Raw genomic sequence first — 17,941 nt, forward strand, 5'->3', positions numbered from 1 at the left:
CGACAGGACGCCGCACACGCCCTTGAGCAGGCGTTCCGCAGAACGGCCGGCTGAGTCAGCCGGTGCGACGGCCACACCATCGAACGAACCGCGTCCCTGGGACAACAGCCGCCGCCCACCCTGCGACGCCGCACCATCTCACCCCCCACGACCTGCAAAAACACCGACGCCTGGGACGCGGGAACGCAACGCGAGCCCGCCGCGTCCCGGGAAGCGCACCGCAGTCCCCGCAGGGCCTCCCCGCCCCTTGGGGAGCCGGCGGAGCACCTGGCGACCGGGCCTCAGACCAGATGCCGTACACGGTCCCATCGCCGAAAAGCTTCACGTTCAGTCGGCGTTCACAGCGTGACGCCTTCACGTGCGCTACAAGTCCAGAACGCTTCCGCGGGTGCTCCGGAGCGGTCACGATGGAGGTCCGTCGGCAGCCACGGGGGTGGGGGATGAGCGAGGGTGCGCACCTTCGGGATGGGCAACCGGAGCAGGACGGACCCGCGTGGTGGCTGGCGCTGGCCTGCCTGGTCGGGCTGCTACTGGCCTCCGTCGTGCTGACGAACTTCACCGCGGAGCCGCGGGCGGCGTTGTGGGGCGAGCCCGGAACCGTGACCGAAGCCCGCTGCCGGACCTACGACAACACCGTCGCCAACGCGGGAACGTCCACCTCCTGCTCGGGCACTTTCACCTCCGACGACGGCAACTCGTCGTTCGACGTCACCGTCGAGGGCGACATCAGCTCGCAACCGGTCCGTGCGTGGTTGGTGGACGGCACGTCCGGCACCGCGTACGTCTCACCGACGCTGTGGGCGGGGGTGCTCCCGGTGGGGCTCTCCCTCCTCCTGGCCGGTGTCCCGGCAGCGGTGACGGTGGAGCACGCGCGCCGCGTCCGCACAGAGCGCCCGCGGCCGGCCCCACCCGCCCGGCCTGGTCCACAGTGGCCGGCTCCGAGTGCGGACGACCCGGGGATCTCTGACTTCTGATCCCACCACCCCGGCGGTCACGCCACGGTCCCCCAGAGGCCACGGTGTGCCGGTGATCCAGGAGACCGCGCGCTTTCGCCGGAGCTTCACGGCGTTGCGCACGACCTCCTGTTGTTGGTTGCTGGCGGGTCAGGTGTCGATGACTCGTGCTGCTCCGCGGAAGTTCGTGGAGGGGGGTGCCGAAAGGCAGGTCTGGACCCGTCGGGTGTGTCAGGCGAAGGAGAAGCGCGCGGCGGCTTCGGCGGGCGTGGTCGCCTGGCGGCGTCCGGGGACGTCGTGGACGGTGGTTGCGCCCTCGGAGCGGAGCTGGTCGGCACCGGCGTCCCGGGCCATGGCCGCGGCGTAGGCGTGGACGTCTGCGGCGGTGAGGTCGGTGCGGCCTCGCTCGGTGTATTGCCGGAGGAGGTGGGTGACGTCCGGGTCGAATCGCAGCATGGTCACCGGGGTGTTGAAGCTCCGGGCGAGGGCGATGAGTCGTGCGCGTGCCTGCGGGGTGACGTTCGTCGACTCGGCGACTGCGCTGCGTCCGGTGGCGAGCCTGGCGACGATCCTGCGGTCACGTTCCTCGAAGATCCGTGCGTCCGCCGCGTCGGAGTCCGCTTCCTCGGGTGAGGCGCCGAAAAGCTCCGCGCGGATCTCGTCACTGGACACCACGGCTTCCGCGTCGATCCGCCCGCTGTCGACCAGTGCCCGAACGAAGCTGGTCTTGCCGGAGGCCGGCGGACCGACGAGGACGACGAGTCCTGCCGGCACCCGGATGACCGGTGCGAGAGCGCTGAGGTAGAGGGCGCCTGCGCAGTCGAGGGCTTCCTCCGGGGAGCCGGCCGGCAGTCCGCTGGGCAGAACGGTGTCCCGGTAGCTGTCGTTGCCGGCCACGTAGAGGGCGAAGCCCCAGGTGTGCAGCACACCGGTGAAGCGCAGTCGGCACAGCGGCAGACTCTCCCCGCCCGGCAACTCGGCTGCCACGTAGGCGAATCCAGCGCGAAAGCGGACCGTGATGGCGTCCACGCGGGGCCAGCACACGCGGGCGTGGCGGTTCAGACGCCGGCGCAGGTGGTGCTGCATCGATTCCGGCGGGTTCTTCGGCACGGGCCCATCCTGCCAGTGGACGGCGACGCTTGAACGGCGCCTCGCACACCGGGCTGCTGACCCGCCACCGGACTCGAGAGGCGAACCGGGCCCGTCCGACCTGACAGCGCAGCGGTGAAACAACCCCACAGGCGTCCTGCGCGCACACCCAGCCCGGAGTATCACCAGCGGTGAGCATCGCCAGGCCGTCACACGCGCGATACGGCCCCTTCCGGGCCGGCCGGCAGGGTCCCGCCCAGTCGCAGCGCGCAGGCCCTGCGAGAGCTCGCGGACGCGCCGGCCGCCGCGCGGCACGGTCACGCACCAGCGACTGACCCGGACCGGTAACGCCGTCGACCCTGGTAAGCCATGGGCTGGCCGACGTGCCGTTCCTGGTGTGCCCGCGTCTGCATCCGGCCGACGGCCGACCGGCGAACCAGACATGTAGTGCCAGGTCGCCGGCACGGAACGCGAGGTGGGGCATGGATCTACGAGGTGCACGGATTCTGGTGCCGGGTGCCACCGGGGAGATCGGGGCGGCGCTCGCCCTACGGCTGCACGCCCTCGGTGCCCGCACGGCACTGGCCGGACGTGACCGCGAGGCCCTCGCCCGTGTCTCGGCGGCGTGCGAGCGTGCTCCCGCCCGCGCCTTCGACGCCTGGGACGCCGACTCCTGTGCGAAGACCGTCGACTGGGCGGCGGCGGAACTGGGCGGCCTGGACGGCGTCGTCGTATGCGTCGGAGTCGCGGCCTTCGGACCGGCCGGGGAGGTGGAGGACGCGGTGTCCGAACACCTGATGGCGGTGAACGCGCTGGCCCCCATGGCGTTCCTGCGGGCCGCCGGGGACCGGTTGCCCGAGGGCGGCGTCCTCGCGGCCGTCACCGGGATCGTCGCCGAGGCGGCACCGGCCCGGATGGCGGACTACGCCGCCGCCAAGGCCGCGCTGGCCACCTGGCTGACGGCGGTCCGCCGCGAGCAGCGACGCCAGGGGGTGACCGTGCTGGAGATCAACCTGCCCCACATGGACACGGGCTTCGCCGGGCGCGCCGTCGTGGGCCAAGCGCCGCCGCTGCCGCAGGGATTGCCCGTTGCGGAGGCAGTGGACGCGATCGTGCGGGCGCTCTCCGAGGGGGCGAGACTTGTACGTCCCGGCAGCGGTGCGGCGCTCGACGTGGTGCGCTAGGGCGGACACACCGAGGAGACGTCTCGCGTACGGCCCCTCGATCCCACCGCGCCCGGCCGTGAAGTCGTTGCCCCCGCCGGCTCCGCGTACGGTGCGGCGCGTGCTGCTCCGGCAGCGCCGGCGGGACCTGGTGTTCCCGCACTGGCCCGGTGAGGCCGAGCGACGGGTCGGCCTCACCACAGCAGGGTGCCCGGCCCGCCCTTGAACGGCCCGCGCACCTCTGAGGTGATCCAGCCGCCGTAGAAGTCGCCCTCCTGCGCCATGACGTCCTCTCCGGCGACCGTGCAGCGGTCCATGCGGCTCGGGTAGAAGGCGACGTAGTCCTTCAGGGCCGTGAAGCCGGGTTCGGGAGAGGGATAGCTCCAGGCGGCACCGGCGCGTACGACGTCTCCCACGACGACGTCCCAGTACCGTGCCGAGCCCTTCCACTCGCACCAGGTCCGGCCCGAGAGCGCCGGGATCAGCAGCTCCGTACGGACGTCCGCCGGAGGGAGGTAGAACACCGGCGGATGACTGGTCTCCAGTACCCGGACGGACTTCCGGGTCTTTGCCACCACCTGGCCCGCGCACTCGACCCGCACGACGCGGTCGTCCTCCCGTACGGCGGGCGGGCGCGGGTAGTCCCAGACGGACTCCGGCGGCCGTGGGGCGGAATGCGGCACGGGCTGTTCCGGCAGCGGATCCAGGTACACCTCGTCCTCGTAGCACCAGGCCCACTCCTGGCCGCGGGCCAGGGCGCGGGCCACCGGGTGGCCGCTGGAGTCGAAGTGCGTCGTCGCGTGAGCGCCGGGAGAGCTGTCGCTGCAGCCCACATGGCCGCAGGTCAGGCAGAGCAGCAGGTCGGCCGGCGCACGTTCGCGTGCCGCGCACGTCGTGCATGTCTCACTCAGCGGCGCCGGTTCGGCCGTCCAGGTGTGAGAACAGGGCCGCCCCGAGGGCCGTCCGCCGTCGTGCCGGGGCGCCCACTTCGTCATCGGTGATCACCGGCCGGTGCAGTGCTGTCCACGATTCCCTCCTCCGCCGTCCCTCGTCTCACCCCTTGCTTCACCCCCACCCCGTGCGGGGGATGCAAGCGGCGGGAAAGTGCGCCGCCGTTCAGCGGGGCCGGCGAGTGCCGTCGCGTGGTGCCGGCCGGGTTGATCGGAGCCGGCGGCCCAGCCGGCCAGGACCTCGAGCAGGTCCTCGTCGGGGCATCCCCCACGCCGACGGCACGCTCGTCGCCGCCGAGACCGGGCCCCGGGCAAGACCGTCGCGGTCGCTCGGGCCCCCGCCCCGGTGCGCCGCTTCCTGCCCAACCTCAAGACTTACGTGGATGCAGTTGCCGCCTCCTCTTCTTGCCGGGTGTCGAATCCCTGGCGTGCTCGTTCGATGGCGGGCATGTTCTGCGAGGCCCACGCCAGCAACACGTCGATGGGGTGTCGCAGGGTCTTGCCGAGAGGGGTGATCCGGTAGCGGACCGCTACCGGGCGGGTGGAGACGACCTCACGCTCGATCACGCCATTGCGTTCGAGGCGTCGGAGCGTCGCTGTCAGCGACTTCTGCGTGACCTGGGGGATGGCGCGGCGCAACTCGTTGAAGCGGCACGGACGCTCGCAGAGCTCGTTGAGGACGCTCAGCGACCACTTGTCGAGGACTTGGTCGAGCAGGTCTCGGTGCGGAGCGTCAATGCGGAGTTCGTCGGAGGTATCCATGGCGAAACCTGGTCTCGTTGAAGTGTCCTTCGTCCACTAGGTAGCGTACAGATACCTAATGCGGAGGAGAGACCACTATGACTGTTCAGCACTTCACGCCCAAAGGCATGCTGCAACCGACCCCGTACCACCACGTTGCTGTCGGCACCGGGACGACCCACGTCCACGGCAGTGGCCAGATCGCACGTCAAGCCGACGGAACCGGCGTAGCGCCCGGTGATCTGACCGGGCAGGTCGCGCAGGCGCTGCGCAACACCGCCATCGGCCTGCACGGCGCGGGCGCGTCGTTCGCAGACGTGCTGCGTCTGACCTTCTACGTGACCCGGTGGAGCCCGGAGAAGATCGGCGCCTTCATGGCCGGCGTAGAAACCGTCGCCGACGAGATCGGCCTGCCGCTTCCCATGCCTCCGGCCTCCCTCATCGGTGTCGACCACCTCTTCGAACCAGACGTTCTCGTCGAGGTCGAGGCAACCGCCCTCCTGGGCTGAAGCCCGGCAGGAGAGCTTCCGGTGTTGCGGATCCGCGATGGGGGTCCCCTGCTCGAGCGGAGCCGAGAGTGGGGGAGTCGGCAACCGACGACAACGCCGCAGACGGGCGTGCCAGGCCCCGCGTCTCCGGCATGATCCGCCGGACAGGCCCTAAGCCCGGGCTGCGGACGCGAGGCGGGCGGCCGCCCGTGCGCGTGCCGCTCCCAAGACGGTCAGCAGCACCTCCTTGCTGGAGTCGCGGTCGCGCACGTCGCACAGCAGGACCGGTGTATCCATGTCGACGTCCAGCGCGGCGCGCACCTCCTCGGCCGAGCTGCTGCAGCGCCCGTGGAAGCAGTTGACGGCCACAGCAAAGGGAATTCCTCTCTCTTCGAAAAAGTCGATAGAGGCGAAGGAACTCTCCAACCGCCGAGTGTCAGCAAGCACGACAGCACCGAGAGCACCCATCGCGAGGTCATCCCACATGAACCAGAAGCGGTCTTGGCCCGGTGTGCCGAAAAGGTAGAGCACGAGTTCCGGGCCGATCGTGATACGGCCGAAGTCCATGGCGACCGTCGTCGACGACTTGGCCTCGACGCCGGACAAGCTGTCGATGCCCAGACTCGCCTCGGTCATGCGCTCCTCTGTCTGCAGCGGGGAGACCTCGCTCACCGAGCCCACCATGGTCGTCTTGCCCACGCCGAATCCGCCGGCGATGAGGATTTTCAGCGCTGTAGGCATGACCGGCTCAGAGTTCGCGAATTGCATCGATCACCCTTTCAATGACTTCTACGCTCGGCTGGCTGTCCCGTCCCGGCGGCGCCTGGACGAGGACCAGCGCAGCATCCAGCAAGTCGCCGCAGAGCACCTTCACCACGCTCACCGGCAGGTTCAGCTGCGCAGCGATCTCGGCGACGGCCATCACCCGGCCTCGGCACAGTTCCAGGATCTGGGTCGCTTCGGGTTCCAGATGGCGGTGCTGAACCTTCCCATCGGAACGTGCGACGACCTGGGTGATCAGGGCGAACCCGTGACGACCGTGGTGAGTGCGCCCGCGGGTGATGGCGTATGGCCTCAGGTAGCGCCCGTCCTGCGGGCCGTCACGCCATCCTGGCTCAGCCATCCTGAGCGGGGCCTGCAGGCATGTGCTGGACGCGGGGCGCCGCTGTCAGGTACTGGCCGACCTGCCTGACGAGGGTGGCCATCTCGAACGCAAGCATCCCGAGATCCACCTCGTGCGAGGCGATCGCCGCCAGGCGGGCTCCTGAGCCGGCGGTGGTGATGAAGAGAACTGCCTTCTCCATCTGAATGACCGACTGCTGGACAGATCCGCCCCGGAACCGGTCGGAGGCACCCCGGGCCAGCGCGTGGACGCCTGAAGCCACAGCGGACAGGTGTTCGGCGTCGTCGCGGTGCATGGTCCGGGACTTCCCGATGAGGAGACCGTCCCCCGAGAGCACGACGGCGCACTGGATCTCCGGGATCCGTTCCACCAGGGTGTCCAGGAGCCAGTCCAGGCCTTTGCCGCTGCGTACCGTGTCAGTCATTGCGTAGGTTCCTCACCGTTCGTCGGCATTGGGGGTGCCGATTCGTCCTGCCACCCGCGGACGTTGCGCGACTCGTTGCTCATTCCGGCCCGCCTGATTCCCGCGTCGATGGCAGCCATCGTGCGGGCCGCCGCCTGCGGGTCGAGGAACGCGTCGTGGACCTCGCCTGCGCCAGGATCGTTCAGCGCCGGCTCGCGCCGTAGTTCCGGCGCGAGGCTGGCGCGCCTGACACGCTTCGGCAGGACCTCGGGGTCGTCAAGCGTGTCAGCGGGCATCACGCCCGGCACTACACGCTCTTGAGCAGGTCCCGGCCGGGCCGGAGGCCTCTGGCGACGTGGCAGGTCGTACCCCGCAACATCGGCAGCGGCTGCGCCGGTCGAAGACGTGACGGGACGCTCCGCGCTGTCTTCCGGGTGCCTGGCACGGCTGGGCGGCGCGTATCGCGCCGGGGCTGTCCAGCCGGCGGGGTCGGCAACGGGCCCCGCGTGATGTCCTGGAGCCGGAGGAAGCAGTCCAGCGCCTCCGTACTCGGGAAAGCCGCTGTAGTCCGGCGCGGGAGAATGAGTGATCGCCTCGTCCGAGGACCCCCTGCTCAGGCCCACACTCGGCAGCACTTCGCGCTCGGTAGACGACTGGCCGCCCGTGACGGCCGGCGAGGACGCTTCGGGCTGGCTCACCACTGCCCGGCCCGTGGCCTGCGCCGCCGACTGCAGCTGGTCCAGGACCGGCGAGGGAACAACTTCCAGCAGCTCACTGGGCAGAAGGACGAGCGCGAGGGTGCCGCCGTAATCGGAGGCGCGCAAAACCACCCTGATGCGGTGTCTCTCGGCGAGTTTCGCCACCACGAAGTGCCCCAGGCGCGGGTCTTCACCCAGGGCCGTCATGTCGATCCGGGGCGGGTGAGCGAGGAGCTCATTGGCATGGTCCCGCTGCTGCGGCTGGATACCGAGGCCCTGGTCCTCGATCTGCAAGGCCAGCCCCCGGGCCACCTTCGCTGCTCTGACCGTGACCTGAGTGTCGGGCGGGGAGAACTGGGTGCCGTTCTCGATGAGCTCTGCAAGGAGGTGCGTCACGTCTCCCACGGCCCGGCCGGCGAGAGCCACCCGCCGGTCGTCCGGCGTGTTCACGACGTGCACCCGGGTGTAATGCTCGGTCTCAGCCACCGCGCCACGCATCACGTCGGTGATGGAGGTGGGCGGTGTGGTGGTGCGGCGCCCAGACGTGGCACCGCTGAGAATCATCAGGTTCTCCGTGTGCCGTCGCACGCGGGTGGCCAGGTGGTCGACCTTGAAGATGTCCTTGAGGAGATCGGAGTCCTCGTGCTTGCGTTCGAGGTCGTCCAACAGGTTGATCAGGCGATGAATGAGGGTCTGGGCGCGGCGGATGAGCTGGCCGACGACCTTCTCCGTGCCCTGGCGGCCCTGAGACTGCCGCATCGTGGACTGCGCGGCAATACGGACCAACTGGTCGATGTGAGTGGAGAGTTGAGCGATGTGGTCCTGATCAGTCGCCTGCGGTCCGAACGGGACGAGCGCATCGAGGTCTATCCGCTCGCCGCGCTCTATTCGGTTCAGAAGGTCAGGCAGGTGTGCCGCCCACTGCTGCGTACCCTCCTGGAGCGCGGACAGGCGTCCGAGTGTCGAGCGCCGGGCCTCCCGGGCGCGTCTGGCCAGCACCACGGCGCCCACGACGACAGCGAGGGTGACGCCGCTGCTCACCAGGGCGACAAGGAGCAGCTCTTCGGCCCGGTCGTCTTCGGTGCCCGCCAGGCTGTCCAGTGAAGCCGCGGTCAGCGCCCGTGAGCTGCCCAGCACACTGTCGGTGGCCGTCGTCCGCGAGACAGCCGCAGCCCAAAGCGGCGCGCCGTGGCCGCCGGCCACGCCCTGGTCGTGGGGAGTCAGCCTTCCCTGCGAACCCAGGGGAAGCTGCCCGTACTGCGGCGCCTTCGGCGCCATCTGCTGCGCGTGGTCGAATGCCGCGGCGAAAGTGCGCCCGCGCTCACGGTCTTCTCGAGTGCTGCGCCCCTCGTCTGCGGGCTGGTGTCCGTCCCGCGGCTGCGCCGGCGATTCGTCAGGCCGCGCGACGGAGGAGGGGTGGTCCGCGTCGTCCTGTCGCTGGATCTGCTGCTGCGCGAGGCTTGCGGCGGTGAAGCCCCCGAGCCCGGTCAGACAGACCAGAGGAACAACGAACGGGACGCCGAGGGAGGATCGCAGAGATCTGCGTTGAGTGACGCGGGGTTGTGGCCGCCGGTCGCGGTTGCCTGGCATCTGGATTCCTCGTGCAGCAGCGATACACCGGTGCGGAAAGCGGTACGCGACCGTCGGTCCCCGCGGAGTGACTGCTCACTCTGTTCGAAGGTCAACGTGGGTTGCACCGTATCAGGATCATCGCGCAGCGTCACACTCGGGCCATGGCAACTGGTTTGTGCGCACCGGTAGTTGAGCTTTTATCGACGCCCCGTACTGAGGAACTTCCGGGCTTTTGACCGCCCTTGGGAACGGATTAGAGGAGTTCGAGGAGCCTGGGCGTGTAGAGGTCATGCGCAGAAGCGATGCCGGCCACCATGTCGAGGTAGATCGCGACGAGTTCCGGGTCGGACTGGACGGCCCGGAGCAGGGAAAGACGTTGCTCGTGAGGGGTGGCCAGCAGGGCGACGCTGAGCGTGGCCTCGTAGCCCGGGGTGAGTGTCGTGTCCCGGCTCTCCGCGAACCGGGCCAGCGACGCGTCGAGCTTCACGGGATCGCCACCGAGCGTGTCCCCCACCTCGGCGACGAGGCTTTCCACCTGCTGGAAGGCATCGCTGATGCCTCGTGCCGTGATGGAGTCCTTGTGATGCCCGGCATCCCCGACCAGCACCCAGCCGGGCCCGGCCGCCTGCCTGAAAAAGTTCTGCTGATCCCCGCTGCCACGCAAACGCTCCACCGGCGCACGTCCCCGCAGCCGCTCGTACAAGGCAGGCGCGGTGAAACGAATCTGCTCCTGGTAGGCATGCCGGGCGTTGGTGCGGATTTCAGCGAAACGGGACTGCTGGAAGTAGGCCAGAACCAGGGTGGCGTCGTCGTGTGTAGGCACGCTCGCCACCCAGCCGCCGGGACGCTCGTAGAGCTCAAGGTCGGCGGGTACATCCGGCCAGTAGGTGTAGTAAGCGCAAGTCAGCAGAGGATCCCGCCTGATGTACGGCGCTGCGGCCAACCGGGCGACGGTGGAGCGCATGCCGTCAGCACCAATGACCAGGCAAGCGGACTCCGTAAAACTCTGGTTGCCGTGTCGGCCCTCGACGCCGACGATGCGGCCCGCCCTGTCCCGCAGCAGACCGGTGACACGGCTTCGCTCGCGGAACTCGACCCCCGCCGCGACGGCAGCGTCGACCAGGAGGGCGTCCAACACCCGGCGCCGTGGCGCGAACGCTACTTGCTGGCCGGCCACGCCTCGGGCACAGCCCGCGATACGGATGTCGGCGACCTCGTAAACGGTGCGCTTAAGAGGCGGACATCCTGAGGCACGGACCTGCTCCAGCACCCCCCAGCGAGCGAGCGCCGCGACGCCCGGCTGATGAATGAGGTGCGTGGACAGGGTGTCGGAGCCGTAGGTGGATCTGTCGAGGAGGAGCACGCGGTAGCCCGCACGGGCCAGCAACAAGGCGGCTGACGCGCCGGCGCAGCGCGCGCCCACCACGATGGCGTCATACATGCGGGTTCCTCATATCGGACGGGGAGCCTTGGCTCGGGGCAGAGAACAGGTGGCGCGGTGCAGGGGGCCGGGACCTTGCGGGGGAGTGATCAGCGCGAGTTGGCCAGTTCGTCGAGCAGCGCCCTTCGATCGATTTTGCCGTTCGCGTTGAGCGGGAGCTGTTCCAGGACGGTGATCTGGCGGGGCAGCATGTACGGCGGCAACTGCCGTTGCAGGGCTGCGAACAGCCCGTCGGTATCCGGGCAGAGGCCGCTCACGGCAGCCCGCAGTTCCAGTTCACCGTCTGCGGCGGGCAGCGTGATCACGGCAGCGTCCTGTACCTCCGGGTACGCCCGCAGTGCCGCCTCGATCTCACCCAGTTCGATGCGGTGCCCGCGGATTTTGACCTGGTGGTCGGTTCGGCCCAGATGCACCAGGTGGCCGTTTTGGACGGCGACCCGGTCTCCTGTCCGGTACCAGTGCTCGGGTGCCGGACGATCGCCGGCTACTTGGAGGTCGGTGCTGAGGAAGCGGCCGGCGGTGTGAGCCGGATCAAGGTAGCCCGAGAACCGCAGCGGGCCTCGTACACACAGCTCTCCGCTGTCACCGGGCCGTCCGTCATCGTCCAGCAGCAACAGATCCAGGCCCGGATACGCACGTCCGATGGGTGCCGTGCCGTTGGGTGTGCTCGGCCAGGCGGCCATGTCGTCGGGAAGCCGGTAGGCGGTGCAGGAGATCGTCAACTCGGTCGGCCCGTACAGGACCTCCAGCCTGCTGTTCGCAGCTGCGACTCGCCACTGGCGGGCCGCTTGCAGGGTGAGCGGCTCGCCGCCGAAGATGCTCCACCGCAACGTCGGCATGCTGCCCGGGGCAAGAGTGCCCAGAAGGGAGGCGAAGGAAATGAGCGACGGGACGGAGAACCAGTGCGTGAGCCGCAGGCTGGTGATGGTCTTCACCGGGGACAGCAGCTGGCTGCGTTGCGGGACGACGAGCGTGCCGCCGCCCGCCCACGCGACGAACAGGTCGTGCACCGAACCGTCGAAGGTCAGCTCGAACGTCTGCGACAGGCGACTGCCCGGCCCGACGTCGTATCGGCCCGCCACGAGTTCCAGGTAGGCGCAGATGCTCCGGTGGGTGATGGGTACGCCTTTGGGAGCACCGGTCGATCCTGAGGTGAAGATGACGTACGCGAGGTCGTCGGGATCCACGTGCCGGTACGCAAGCGCGGCCGAACGAACTCCAGCCGGCGCCGACAGCTCATCCGGGCCGGCGACAAGGACGGGGACCCCGAGGTCGGGGACGCTGTCGATGGACTCGGCCAAAACGAGATCGAGTTCGGCCGCCGCAACGATCTGCGCGGTCCGTTCCGCGGGGTACTCCGGGCTCAGCGGCACGACAACGGCACCCGCGCGCAAAATGGCGAGATAGCCGGCGTACGCCGCAACCGAACGTGCGGCCATCAGCCCGACCCGCCGCGGCGGCCCGCCGGCCGGCGCCGTGACGAGCCGGCCCGCGAGCCGCTCCACCTGGTCGTGCAGTTCCCGATAGGTCAGTTGCACCGAACCGACCTCAAGGGCCGTCTCACCCGGGTACGCGGCCGCCGAGCGGGCGAACCAGTCGAACAGAGTGCGCAGCTTCACCGGGCCGCTGCCAGGAGGGCACGCGTCCACTGCCGCAGCTCGCCCACTGTACGCAGCCGGCCGAACCCTTCCGGGTCGACCTCCCGATGGCTACGTCTGCCGAGTTCGACCACGATGCGCAGTTTCGCCAGCGAGTCGATGCCGATCTCGGTGAGCGTCGAGCTGTCGTCGAAGCTCGTGCGGGCGTGCTCGCGCAGCACCCAGGCCGCCAGATCGGTCTCGTCTTCGTGCGTTTCGCCGGGCCAGTAGCGTTTGGTCTGCCAGGGGTAGGCGGGCAGCGGAACGTAGCGGCCGGCTTCGCCGAACAGCGCTGCCCAGTCCACCTCCTCGCCGCGGCAGAACCGGTCTGCGGCGGCCGACAGGGGACGTCCGCCGACGGCCGCTGTCCCGGCGAGAGCGGCCGCCAGTTCCCCATGGCTGGAGCCCACCACGGCGATCCGGTGATCGTGGTGGCGGCGCCGGGTAGCCGCGCTGAAGCAGATGTCCCGGAGCGCGTAGCCCTGGCCGGTGCCGCCGGGGCCGAGGTACTCGGCGTAGGAGCGGGCGAGGTCCTGCAGGGCCGCGGTGCTGTGGGCGGACAGTGCCAGAACGTACGGCGTGCCGTCCGGTGCCGGGTCGGCAAGGGGGGCCGTCGGCTCGAATTGGCTGAGTACCACGTGGGCATTCAGAGAGGACGAGCCCTGTCCGCTCACTCCGGCAACGGCGGGCCGGCCACAGTCCGGCAAGGGCTGGACTTTGTCCGGGACGACAAGGGGAAGCCCGTCCCAGTCGACACGAGGGTGGGGCGTCTGCAGGTTCAGGCTGGCGGGAACCTCACCGTGGGCCAGGCACAGCACGGCCTTGATCAAACCGGCGAGGCCGCCGCCCGCCTCCGCGTGCCCGATGTTGGTCTTGACCGACCCCACGAGGAGCGGGCGGTCCGCGGGACGTCCGGCGCCCATCACTTCGCCCAGCGCAGTCAGCTCCAGAGGGTCGAGCGCCGGCGAGCCCGCGCCGTGAGCCTCGACGTAGTCGACGTCGGACGGATCCAGACCGGCGTCCTCGTAGGCCCAGCGCAGTACGTCCAGTTGGCCCTGGAGCGAAGGGTTGAGGACCGTGTCGCTGGTGCGGCCGTCGTTGCCGATGGCACTGCCGCGGATGACAGCATGGACCCGGTCGCCGTCGCCGAGCGCGTCCGTCAGCCGCTTCAGGACGACGACTGCCACGGCGTCACTGGGCGCGTAGCCGTCCGCGTCCGCGTCGCCGAACTTGCAGCGTCCGTCGCTCGACATCGCCCCGGCGTGCGAGAGGACGAGGCTTTCGTCCGGGCGCAGAGCGATGTTCACGCCGGCGGCCAGGGCCAGCGGGCTCTCCCCCGAGCGCAGGCTCTGGACGGCTTGGTGGACGGCCACCAGCGACGAGGAGCACGCCGTGTCGACGACGATGCTCGGGCCGCGGAAGTCGAAGAAGTGGGATATCCGAGCAGGCAGCAGAGACCGGAAGTTGTGGAGCTGGGCGGCCGTCGCCGACTCCGGACCCTGCCGCAGCGCGGCCTCAAGCGAGTCGGCACGGGTGTTGCCCACGAACACCGCGCTCCGGCTCCCCGCCAGAAGGTCGGTGCGCTGTCCCGCATCCTCCAGGGCCTCCCACGCCGTCATCAGCAAGAGCCGTTGCTGCGGGTCGAGTTCCGTCGCCTCAGTGGCCGACATGTGGAAGAAGTCGGCGTCGAAATCGGCGACGCCGTCGATGTAGCCCGCTCGGCGACCCGCTATTCGGCCCCGTCTGGGCTCAGAGGAATGAAGGGCGTCGACGTCGAAGCGATCTGCCGGTGTCTCACTGAGGGAGCTGCTGCCCGCCTTCAGCAGCTCCCAGAGGTCGCTGGGTCCTGACGCCCCCGGCAGGCGGCAGGCCATGCCGATCACCGCGACCGACCGAGCGTCCACGTCGGACTTGCGGTACCTGGTCATCGAGAACTCCGTTTCGTACATCGCTCCGTTGTGGAGCAGTCGACCTTGATCACTGCACCTAGCCATAGATATCCGCCGCCCGGCAGCAGGAACCGGACTGTGACCGGAAGATCAGCGGGACACGCGCACCTGCGGCTGATCGCCGGCTCGCTCACCGTCCGCTCACCCCTCAGCAGGCCACTCATTCCGGCCAACCTCCGGCTTCCGCGCCGATCCGCCCGGCCACGTGAGGCAGCCGTGGAACCTGGCGCAAAACCCGTTGTCAGGCGCTGCGAAGCAGGTACCGCTGCTCCCTGTCAGGTGGGACCGGCACGCAGTCGTGCACCCAACCCACCTCCAGAAAACGAACATGCATTCGGGTTTGCCTCTTCGCGCCGAGGTGCTCTGACAGTGTCGAAAACCGGTCCACCGCACGATTGTCGGGCGCAACATCGTTTCCGTTCGAGGAGGCGGCCCGGAATGACGAGAAGTGATCGGTGATGGTTGAAACATCAAAGGACCTGGGCAGCCTTCCCAGATGCCCACACGCTGATCACAGCCACACCCAGTAACGACGACTCCGCCCCCCGACAGGCGCGATCCAACTTGCGCTGGACGCAATGGTGTTGGCAGAGTGACGGCTGAGGCGGCAAGGTGCCGGAGGGGCGGACCACACAGCCAGGATCTCTGCTTTGATCTAGCCTCATGGACTCCCACGACCCCCTCGAGGCGTTCCGTCACACTGGACCGGAACGGACCCGCCGGCTGACGATTCTCGGCCTCAACGCGCCCGACGCGGAAGCCACATTCGACCGCGTGGCACGACTGGCAGCCCGCCTGACCCAAGCCCCCCTGGCCATGGTCAACTTCATCAGCGCCGAACGCCAGATGTTCCGCGGCATGTACGTACCCACGGCATCCCCCGACACAGGACTGGACGTCGACGGCGGCGGCATACCCTTCGACCTCAGCACACTCGGACGCGAGGCCCCCGGCGAATACGGCTTCTGCCCACACGTCGTCGCACAACGATCCCAACTCGCCCTGCACGACGTCTTCGACTACCCCCGATTCAAGGGCAACCCACTGGTCAACGACCTCAACGTCCGCTCCTACCTGGGCACCCCCCTACTCGACAACACCGGCCAGGTCCTCGGCACCGTCTGCGTCGCAGACTTCCGACCCCGGCGCTGGGACGACCAGATCATGGACGCCATGACGGAACTGACCGCCACCCTCCAATCGGAATTCAAGCTGCGCGACAGCCTCCTCGCCCAACAACAGGAACTCTTCGCCGTCTTCGACGGAGCACAGTTCCCGATCATGCTCACCGAAGGCCCCGATCACCTGCTGCGCTACGCCAACCGCAAGCAGGGCGAAGCCTTCGGCCAGGTGCCGCAGTTCAGCCCCGCCCGACAGGTACTCCCCGGCCTCGACCAAGTCGGCGTCTTCCGCGCCATGGACGACGCCCTGCGCCAAGGACAACCCACCACACTGTCCAAGGTCACCCTCCGCCCGTACGACTCCGAGACACCGCAAGCCTTCAGCTTCATGTGCACACCCGTACGCACCGCTCCGGGCGCGCCCTTCAAGGGCGTCCTCACGGTAGCCATGAACACCATGGGCCAGGCATACGGTGGCGACAACCCGGCCACCTTCGCAGCCAACCTGCAGGGACAGTTCGAACAAATGGGTTCGAGCGCATTCGCCCACCGCAACACCGGCCGGTAAACGCGGCGAAAACGCCACGATGGCCGCGTACGGCTGACAAACGGACTAACGCGAACAGCAAATCCTGTTGTCGACGTCGCGGTCATCATCTGCCGGCGAAAGTGGTGTGAGAACTCCGACCATGCCCGCCGCACCTGCTCTCAGTGCAGGGGCGTGTTCCCGTCCCTTGTCGGTACAGACTGATCGGTGCGTGAGTTGGCCGTTCTGCACACTCCGAAGTGCAGCCTCGAGATATGAGCGGGGGGCGGCGATGATCGGGAGGGGGGAATGGTTCGTCTCGAAGACGACATCGGCGGCACCAAAGGCGCCTGCTCGCTGCACTGCTGATCATTTGCGAGTGCCCCATACACGGCTCGGCAGCTCGCGCACGGGGCCTCGATCCGGCCGTCACCGCAGGGCTGTTGCCGAGCAGGGCGTGGACGCCACAGGAAGACGTCTGGAACGCCACATTGGCCGAATTACGCGTCTGGGCGGCCGAACACGGCCGGACGCCATAGGCACGAGACGTTCTTGTCACCACTCAGCAGGACGAAGGTGGCGGAGCTTTCGCCATAGTGCGGGGCAGCGGCCCAATTCAGCCGGCTGGAGCCGCCCGAGTTGCTGACGGTGGGTCACGAACAGCACCACGGGCGAGCAGGCCGGCAAGAACCAGGGGGCACACCCCGGTTAGGGCCGAAGCCCCGCGCGTCGGAGCGTCAGCGTCGACAGGTCGGCGATGACATCCGGGTCCCCGCGACGCCAGGCACCGGCCAAGCCGTCCGGCGGCGTGGGAAGCGCGACCAGCGGCCGCTGCGGCCCGGTAAGCGCACGCAACGCGAGGAGGTCGGCGCCACCCGGGGCGTCGAGAAGACGACGAGTGATGGCGCTGCGCCGGATCCACCGCAGCCGTGGAACGAGCCACAACGCCAGGATCACGGCGGTCGGGAGGACGATCAGGGCGATCGTCGTAAGCGTGGCTACGTGGCCCACGGTGTCCTGCAACGACTGTCCGGCATCGGAGAGACTCGTGCCGGCCTCGGCTGCGGACTTGAGCGGCTTCTTCAACGAGTCACCGACGAACGGGACCTTCGAGGCCGCATCACCGGCCTCGTCGAGACCGGAGGCAAGACTGTCGCCCGCGCTCTCGGCCTTCCGTCCAGGCTCGGCCAGCGTCAGGATCGCGTCACGGACGACCAAGGCGAACTTCACTGTGATCGCGATCAGGAGCAGAGCGATCAGATCCGCGATGAGCTGACGACCCCGGCGCGCTGGGGTCTGGGCGTAGAGACGCATGGACGTGCTCCTGTTCCGACGGTGACATCGAGGAAGGCCGACTCCGGCCCAGTGGAACGGACGTCGTGCCTGCGGGGTGACGGCGAGGATCGTGGGTGGCTTGACGGTACGTGGGACGCGCGGACGATATCGGGGTTACCCGCGCCCAGAACCTGTCGCGTCCTCTACGACCTGCTCGCTGCCCAGGCCACAGGTCCTGCATCTGGGGGCCCAGGCGCCGACCCTGGCGGGTGACCTGGTGGCGAACGGGTGGGAAGGCCTGCCTACAGCGGAGGACGACCAGGCCTGGACGCTGGCCAAGCGGCGTATTGCCCGCCGTCGCATCTGGCTTCTTGCTGCGGCCGCCGTCACCGGGTTCGCCGTGGTCGCTGCTGGCACCTATCTGATCCTCGATCAGAACCGGCACGAGCGGGAATTCCTGTCGGGGATATTCTCGACCACGGTAATTCTTTAAGAGAAGTGAAGGTAGGTCTGATGGGGGGGGGGGGGGGGGGGGCAAGTGCCGAATTAAAACCGGGATTTAATATCCCGGTTTAGAGAAAAGTATTTAGAATGCGAGTAGTACGAAAAGTGTATTGATTGAGTGTCAGGCGGAGCCCACCCGCATGCGGTAGCTGCGCTTTTCAGTAATTCGCGGAGCGAATTACTGGGAGAATTGCGGAGCAATTCGGAGCACCGTCACGGAGTGACGGTGCGTCAACTTCCTTGCGGAGCAAGGAAGTTGGACCGCCGCGTAGCGGCGGCGCGTCGTGTCTGCGGAGCAGACCGCGCGC

General features: G+C 68.7%; 16 protein-coding genes and 1 pseudogene. 5 read left to right on the forward strand and 12 right to left on the reverse strand.

Annotation, left to right across the window (positions count from 1 at the left end; all coding sequences use genetic code 11):
• Nucleotides 1-440: 440 nt before the first annotated feature.
• The gene (locus ACZ4VA_RS34270) at nucleotides 441-974 is read left to right on the forward strand and encodes a hypothetical protein (RefSeq protein WP_468083875.1); all 534 of its coding nucleotides are present in this window, start codon (nucleotides 441-443) and stop codon (nucleotides 972-974) included.
• A 210-nt stretch (nucleotides 975-1,184) separates the two neighbouring features.
• Here the strand turns inward: ACZ4VA_RS34270 and ACZ4VA_RS34275 are convergent, their stop codons facing one another.
• Nucleotides 1,185-2,063 (reverse strand): AAA family ATPase, encoded by an 879-nt coding sequence (locus tag ACZ4VA_RS34275; protein WP_468083876.1) that lies wholly within the window; start codon nucleotides 2,061-2,063, stop codon nucleotides 1,185-1,187.
• 461 nt (nucleotides 2,064-2,524) lie between these two features.
• Between ACZ4VA_RS34275 and ACZ4VA_RS34280 the strand changes: the two genes are divergently transcribed.
• Nucleotides 2,525-3,226, forward strand: coding sequence for an SDR family NAD(P)-dependent oxidoreductase (locus ACZ4VA_RS34280; protein ID WP_389391861.1), 702 nt, complete (start codon nucleotides 2,525-2,527; stop codon nucleotides 3,224-3,226).
• A gap of 173 nt (nucleotides 3,227-3,399) precedes the next feature.
• On the opposite strand, the gene ACZ4VA_RS34285 is transcribed toward ACZ4VA_RS34280, so the two are convergent.
• The 3 genes and pseudogenes from ACZ4VA_RS34285 to ACZ4VA_RS34295 all read right to left on the reverse strand — a co-directional run bounded on the left by ACZ4VA_RS34285 (nucleotide 3,400) and on the right by ACZ4VA_RS34295 (nucleotide 4,917).
• Nucleotides 3,400-3,918, reverse strand: coding sequence for a DUF427 domain-containing protein (locus ACZ4VA_RS34285; RefSeq protein ID WP_356170827.1), 519 nt, complete (start codon nucleotides 3,916-3,918; stop codon nucleotides 3,400-3,402).
• A pseudogene (locus ACZ4VA_RS34290) lies at nucleotides 3,916-4,200 on the reverse strand (UBP-type zinc finger domain-containing protein); the annotation flags it as partial. The gene ACZ4VA_RS34285 and the pseudogene ACZ4VA_RS34290, both read right to left, overlap by 3 nt.
• 330 nt (nucleotides 4,201-4,530) lie before the next feature.
• Nucleotides 4,531-4,917: a winged helix-turn-helix transcriptional regulator gene (locus ACZ4VA_RS34295; protein ID WP_356170590.1), complete on the reverse strand. Its 387-nt coding sequence runs from the start codon at nucleotides 4,915-4,917 to the stop codon at nucleotides 4,531-4,533.
• A gap of 77 nt (nucleotides 4,918-4,994) precedes the next feature.
• Here ACZ4VA_RS34295 and ACZ4VA_RS34300 point away from each other — a divergent pair, with 77 nt between their 5' ends.
• Nucleotides 4,995-5,405 (forward strand): RidA family protein, encoded by a 411-nt coding sequence (locus ACZ4VA_RS34300; protein ID WP_468083878.1) that lies wholly within the window; start codon nucleotides 4,995-4,997, stop codon nucleotides 5,403-5,405.
• 150 nt (nucleotides 5,406-5,555) lie between these two features.
• Here ACZ4VA_RS34300 and ACZ4VA_RS34305 read toward each other — a convergent pair whose 3' ends face one another.
• The 7 genes from ACZ4VA_RS34305 to ACZ4VA_RS34335 all read right to left on the reverse strand — a co-directional run bounded on the left by ACZ4VA_RS34305 (nucleotide 5,556) and on the right by ACZ4VA_RS34335 (nucleotide 14,186).
• A complete protein-coding gene (locus tag ACZ4VA_RS34305; RefSeq protein ID WP_355779154.1) occupies nucleotides 5,556-6,152 on the reverse strand; it encodes a GTP-binding protein in 597 nt (198 codons plus the stop codon).
• Nucleotides 6,133-6,507, reverse strand: coding sequence for a DUF742 domain-containing protein (locus tag ACZ4VA_RS34310; protein ID WP_355779157.1), 375 nt, complete (start codon nucleotides 6,505-6,507; stop codon nucleotides 6,133-6,135). Before ACZ4VA_RS34310 ends, ACZ4VA_RS34305 begins: the two co-directional genes overlap by 20 nt.
• On the reverse strand, nucleotides 6,500-6,931 hold the full coding sequence (locus ACZ4VA_RS34315) for a roadblock/LC7 domain-containing protein (RefSeq protein ID WP_356170582.1): 432 nt from the start codon (nucleotides 6,929-6,931) through the stop codon (nucleotides 6,500-6,502). Before ACZ4VA_RS34315 ends, ACZ4VA_RS34310 begins: the two co-directional genes overlap by 8 nt.
• Entirely contained in the window at nucleotides 6,928-9,198 is a 2,271-nt protein-coding gene (locus tag ACZ4VA_RS34320) for a sensor histidine kinase (RefSeq protein ID WP_468083880.1), read from the reverse strand. Before ACZ4VA_RS34320 ends, ACZ4VA_RS34315 begins: the two co-directional genes overlap by 4 nt.
• A gap of 235 nt (nucleotides 9,199-9,433) precedes the next feature.
• Nucleotides 9,434-10,621: an NAD(P)/FAD-dependent oxidoreductase gene (locus ACZ4VA_RS34325; protein WP_389391857.1), complete on the reverse strand. Its 1,188-nt coding sequence runs from the start codon at nucleotides 10,619-10,621 to the stop codon at nucleotides 9,434-9,436.
• Nucleotides 10,622-10,710: 89 nt separating this feature from the next.
• On the reverse strand, nucleotides 10,711-12,240 hold the full coding sequence (locus ACZ4VA_RS34330) for an amino acid adenylation domain-containing protein (protein WP_468083882.1): 1,530 nt from the start codon (nucleotides 12,238-12,240) through the stop codon (nucleotides 10,711-10,713).
• Nucleotides 12,237-14,186, reverse strand: a complete 1,950-nt coding sequence (locus ACZ4VA_RS34335; protein ID WP_389391855.1) for a beta-ketoacyl synthase N-terminal-like domain-containing protein — start codon at nucleotides 14,184-14,186, stop codon at nucleotides 12,237-12,239. Before ACZ4VA_RS34335 ends, ACZ4VA_RS34330 begins: the two co-directional genes overlap by 4 nt.
• A gap of 684 nt (nucleotides 14,187-14,870) precedes the next feature.
• Between ACZ4VA_RS34335 and ACZ4VA_RS34340 the strand changes: the two genes are divergently transcribed.
• Nucleotides 14,871-15,896 carry a GAF domain-containing protein gene (locus ACZ4VA_RS34340; RefSeq protein WP_389391854.1) on the forward strand — a complete coding sequence of 342 codons (1,026 nt, stop codon included), beginning with the start codon at nucleotides 14,871-14,873 and terminating at the stop codon, nucleotides 15,894-15,896.
• A gap of 666 nt (nucleotides 15,897-16,562) precedes the next feature.
• On the opposite strand, the gene ACZ4VA_RS34345 is transcribed toward ACZ4VA_RS34340, so the two are convergent.
• On the reverse strand, nucleotides 16,563-17,168 hold the full coding sequence (locus tag ACZ4VA_RS34345; protein WP_468083884.1) for a hypothetical protein: 606 nt from the start codon (nucleotides 17,166-17,168) through the stop codon (nucleotides 16,563-16,565).
• Nucleotides 17,169-17,406: 238 nt separating this feature from the next.
• Between ACZ4VA_RS34345 and ACZ4VA_RS34350 the strand changes: the two genes are divergently transcribed.
• On the forward strand, nucleotides 17,407-17,622 hold the full coding sequence (locus ACZ4VA_RS34350; RefSeq protein ID WP_468083886.1) for a hypothetical protein: 216 nt from the start codon (nucleotides 17,407-17,409) through the stop codon (nucleotides 17,620-17,622).
• The last annotated feature ends 319 nt before the right edge of the window (nucleotides 17,623-17,941 follow it).

Source organism: Streptomyces sp. NPDC028308 (genome assembly GCF_055565855.1).

Bases quoted from the DNA above. Each gene is read 5' to 3' on its own strand.
- ACZ4VA_RS34280 (WP_389391861.1), top strand. From the start codon at position 2,525: ATGGATCTACGAGGTGCACGGATTCTGGTGCCGGGTGCCACCGGGGAG.
- ACZ4VA_RS34305 (WP_355779154.1), bottom strand. From the start codon at position 6,152: ATGCAATTCGCGAACTCTGAGCCGGTCATGCCTACAGCGCTGAAAATC.
- ACZ4VA_RS34270 (WP_468083875.1), top strand. From the start codon at position 441: ATGAGCGAGGGTGCGCACCTTCGGGATGGGCAACCGGAGCAGGACGGA.
- ACZ4VA_RS34315 (WP_356170582.1), bottom strand. From the start codon at position 6,931: ATGACTGACACGGTACGCAGCGGCAAAGGCCTGGACTGGCTCCTGGAC.
- ACZ4VA_RS34295 (WP_356170590.1), bottom strand. From the start codon at position 4,917: ATGGATACCTCCGACGAACTCCGCATTGACGCTCCGCACCGAGACCTG.
- ACZ4VA_RS34325 (WP_389391857.1), bottom strand. From the start codon at position 10,621: ATGTATGACGCCATCGTGGTGGGCGCGCGCTGCGCCGGCGCGTCAGCC.
- ACZ4VA_RS34335 (WP_389391855.1), bottom strand. From the start codon at position 14,186: ATGACCAGGTACCGCAAGTCCGACGTGGACGCTCGGTCGGTCGCGGTG.
- ACZ4VA_RS34300 (WP_468083878.1), top strand. From the start codon at position 4,995: ATGACTGTTCAGCACTTCACGCCCAAAGGCATGCTGCAACCGACCCCG.
- ACZ4VA_RS34310 (WP_355779157.1), bottom strand. From the start codon at position 6,507: ATGGCTGAGCCAGGATGGCGTGACGGCCCGCAGGACGGGCGCTACCTG.
- ACZ4VA_RS34340 (WP_389391854.1), top strand. From the start codon at position 14,871: ATGGACTCCCACGACCCCCTCGAGGCGTTCCGTCACACTGGACCGGAA.
- ACZ4VA_RS34320 (WP_468083880.1), bottom strand. From the start codon at position 9,198: ATGCCAGGCAACCGCGACCGGCGGCCACAACCCCGCGTCACTCAACGC.
- ACZ4VA_RS34345 (WP_468083884.1), bottom strand. From the start codon at position 17,168: ATGCGTCTCTACGCCCAGACCCCAGCGCGCCGGGGTCGTCAGCTCATC.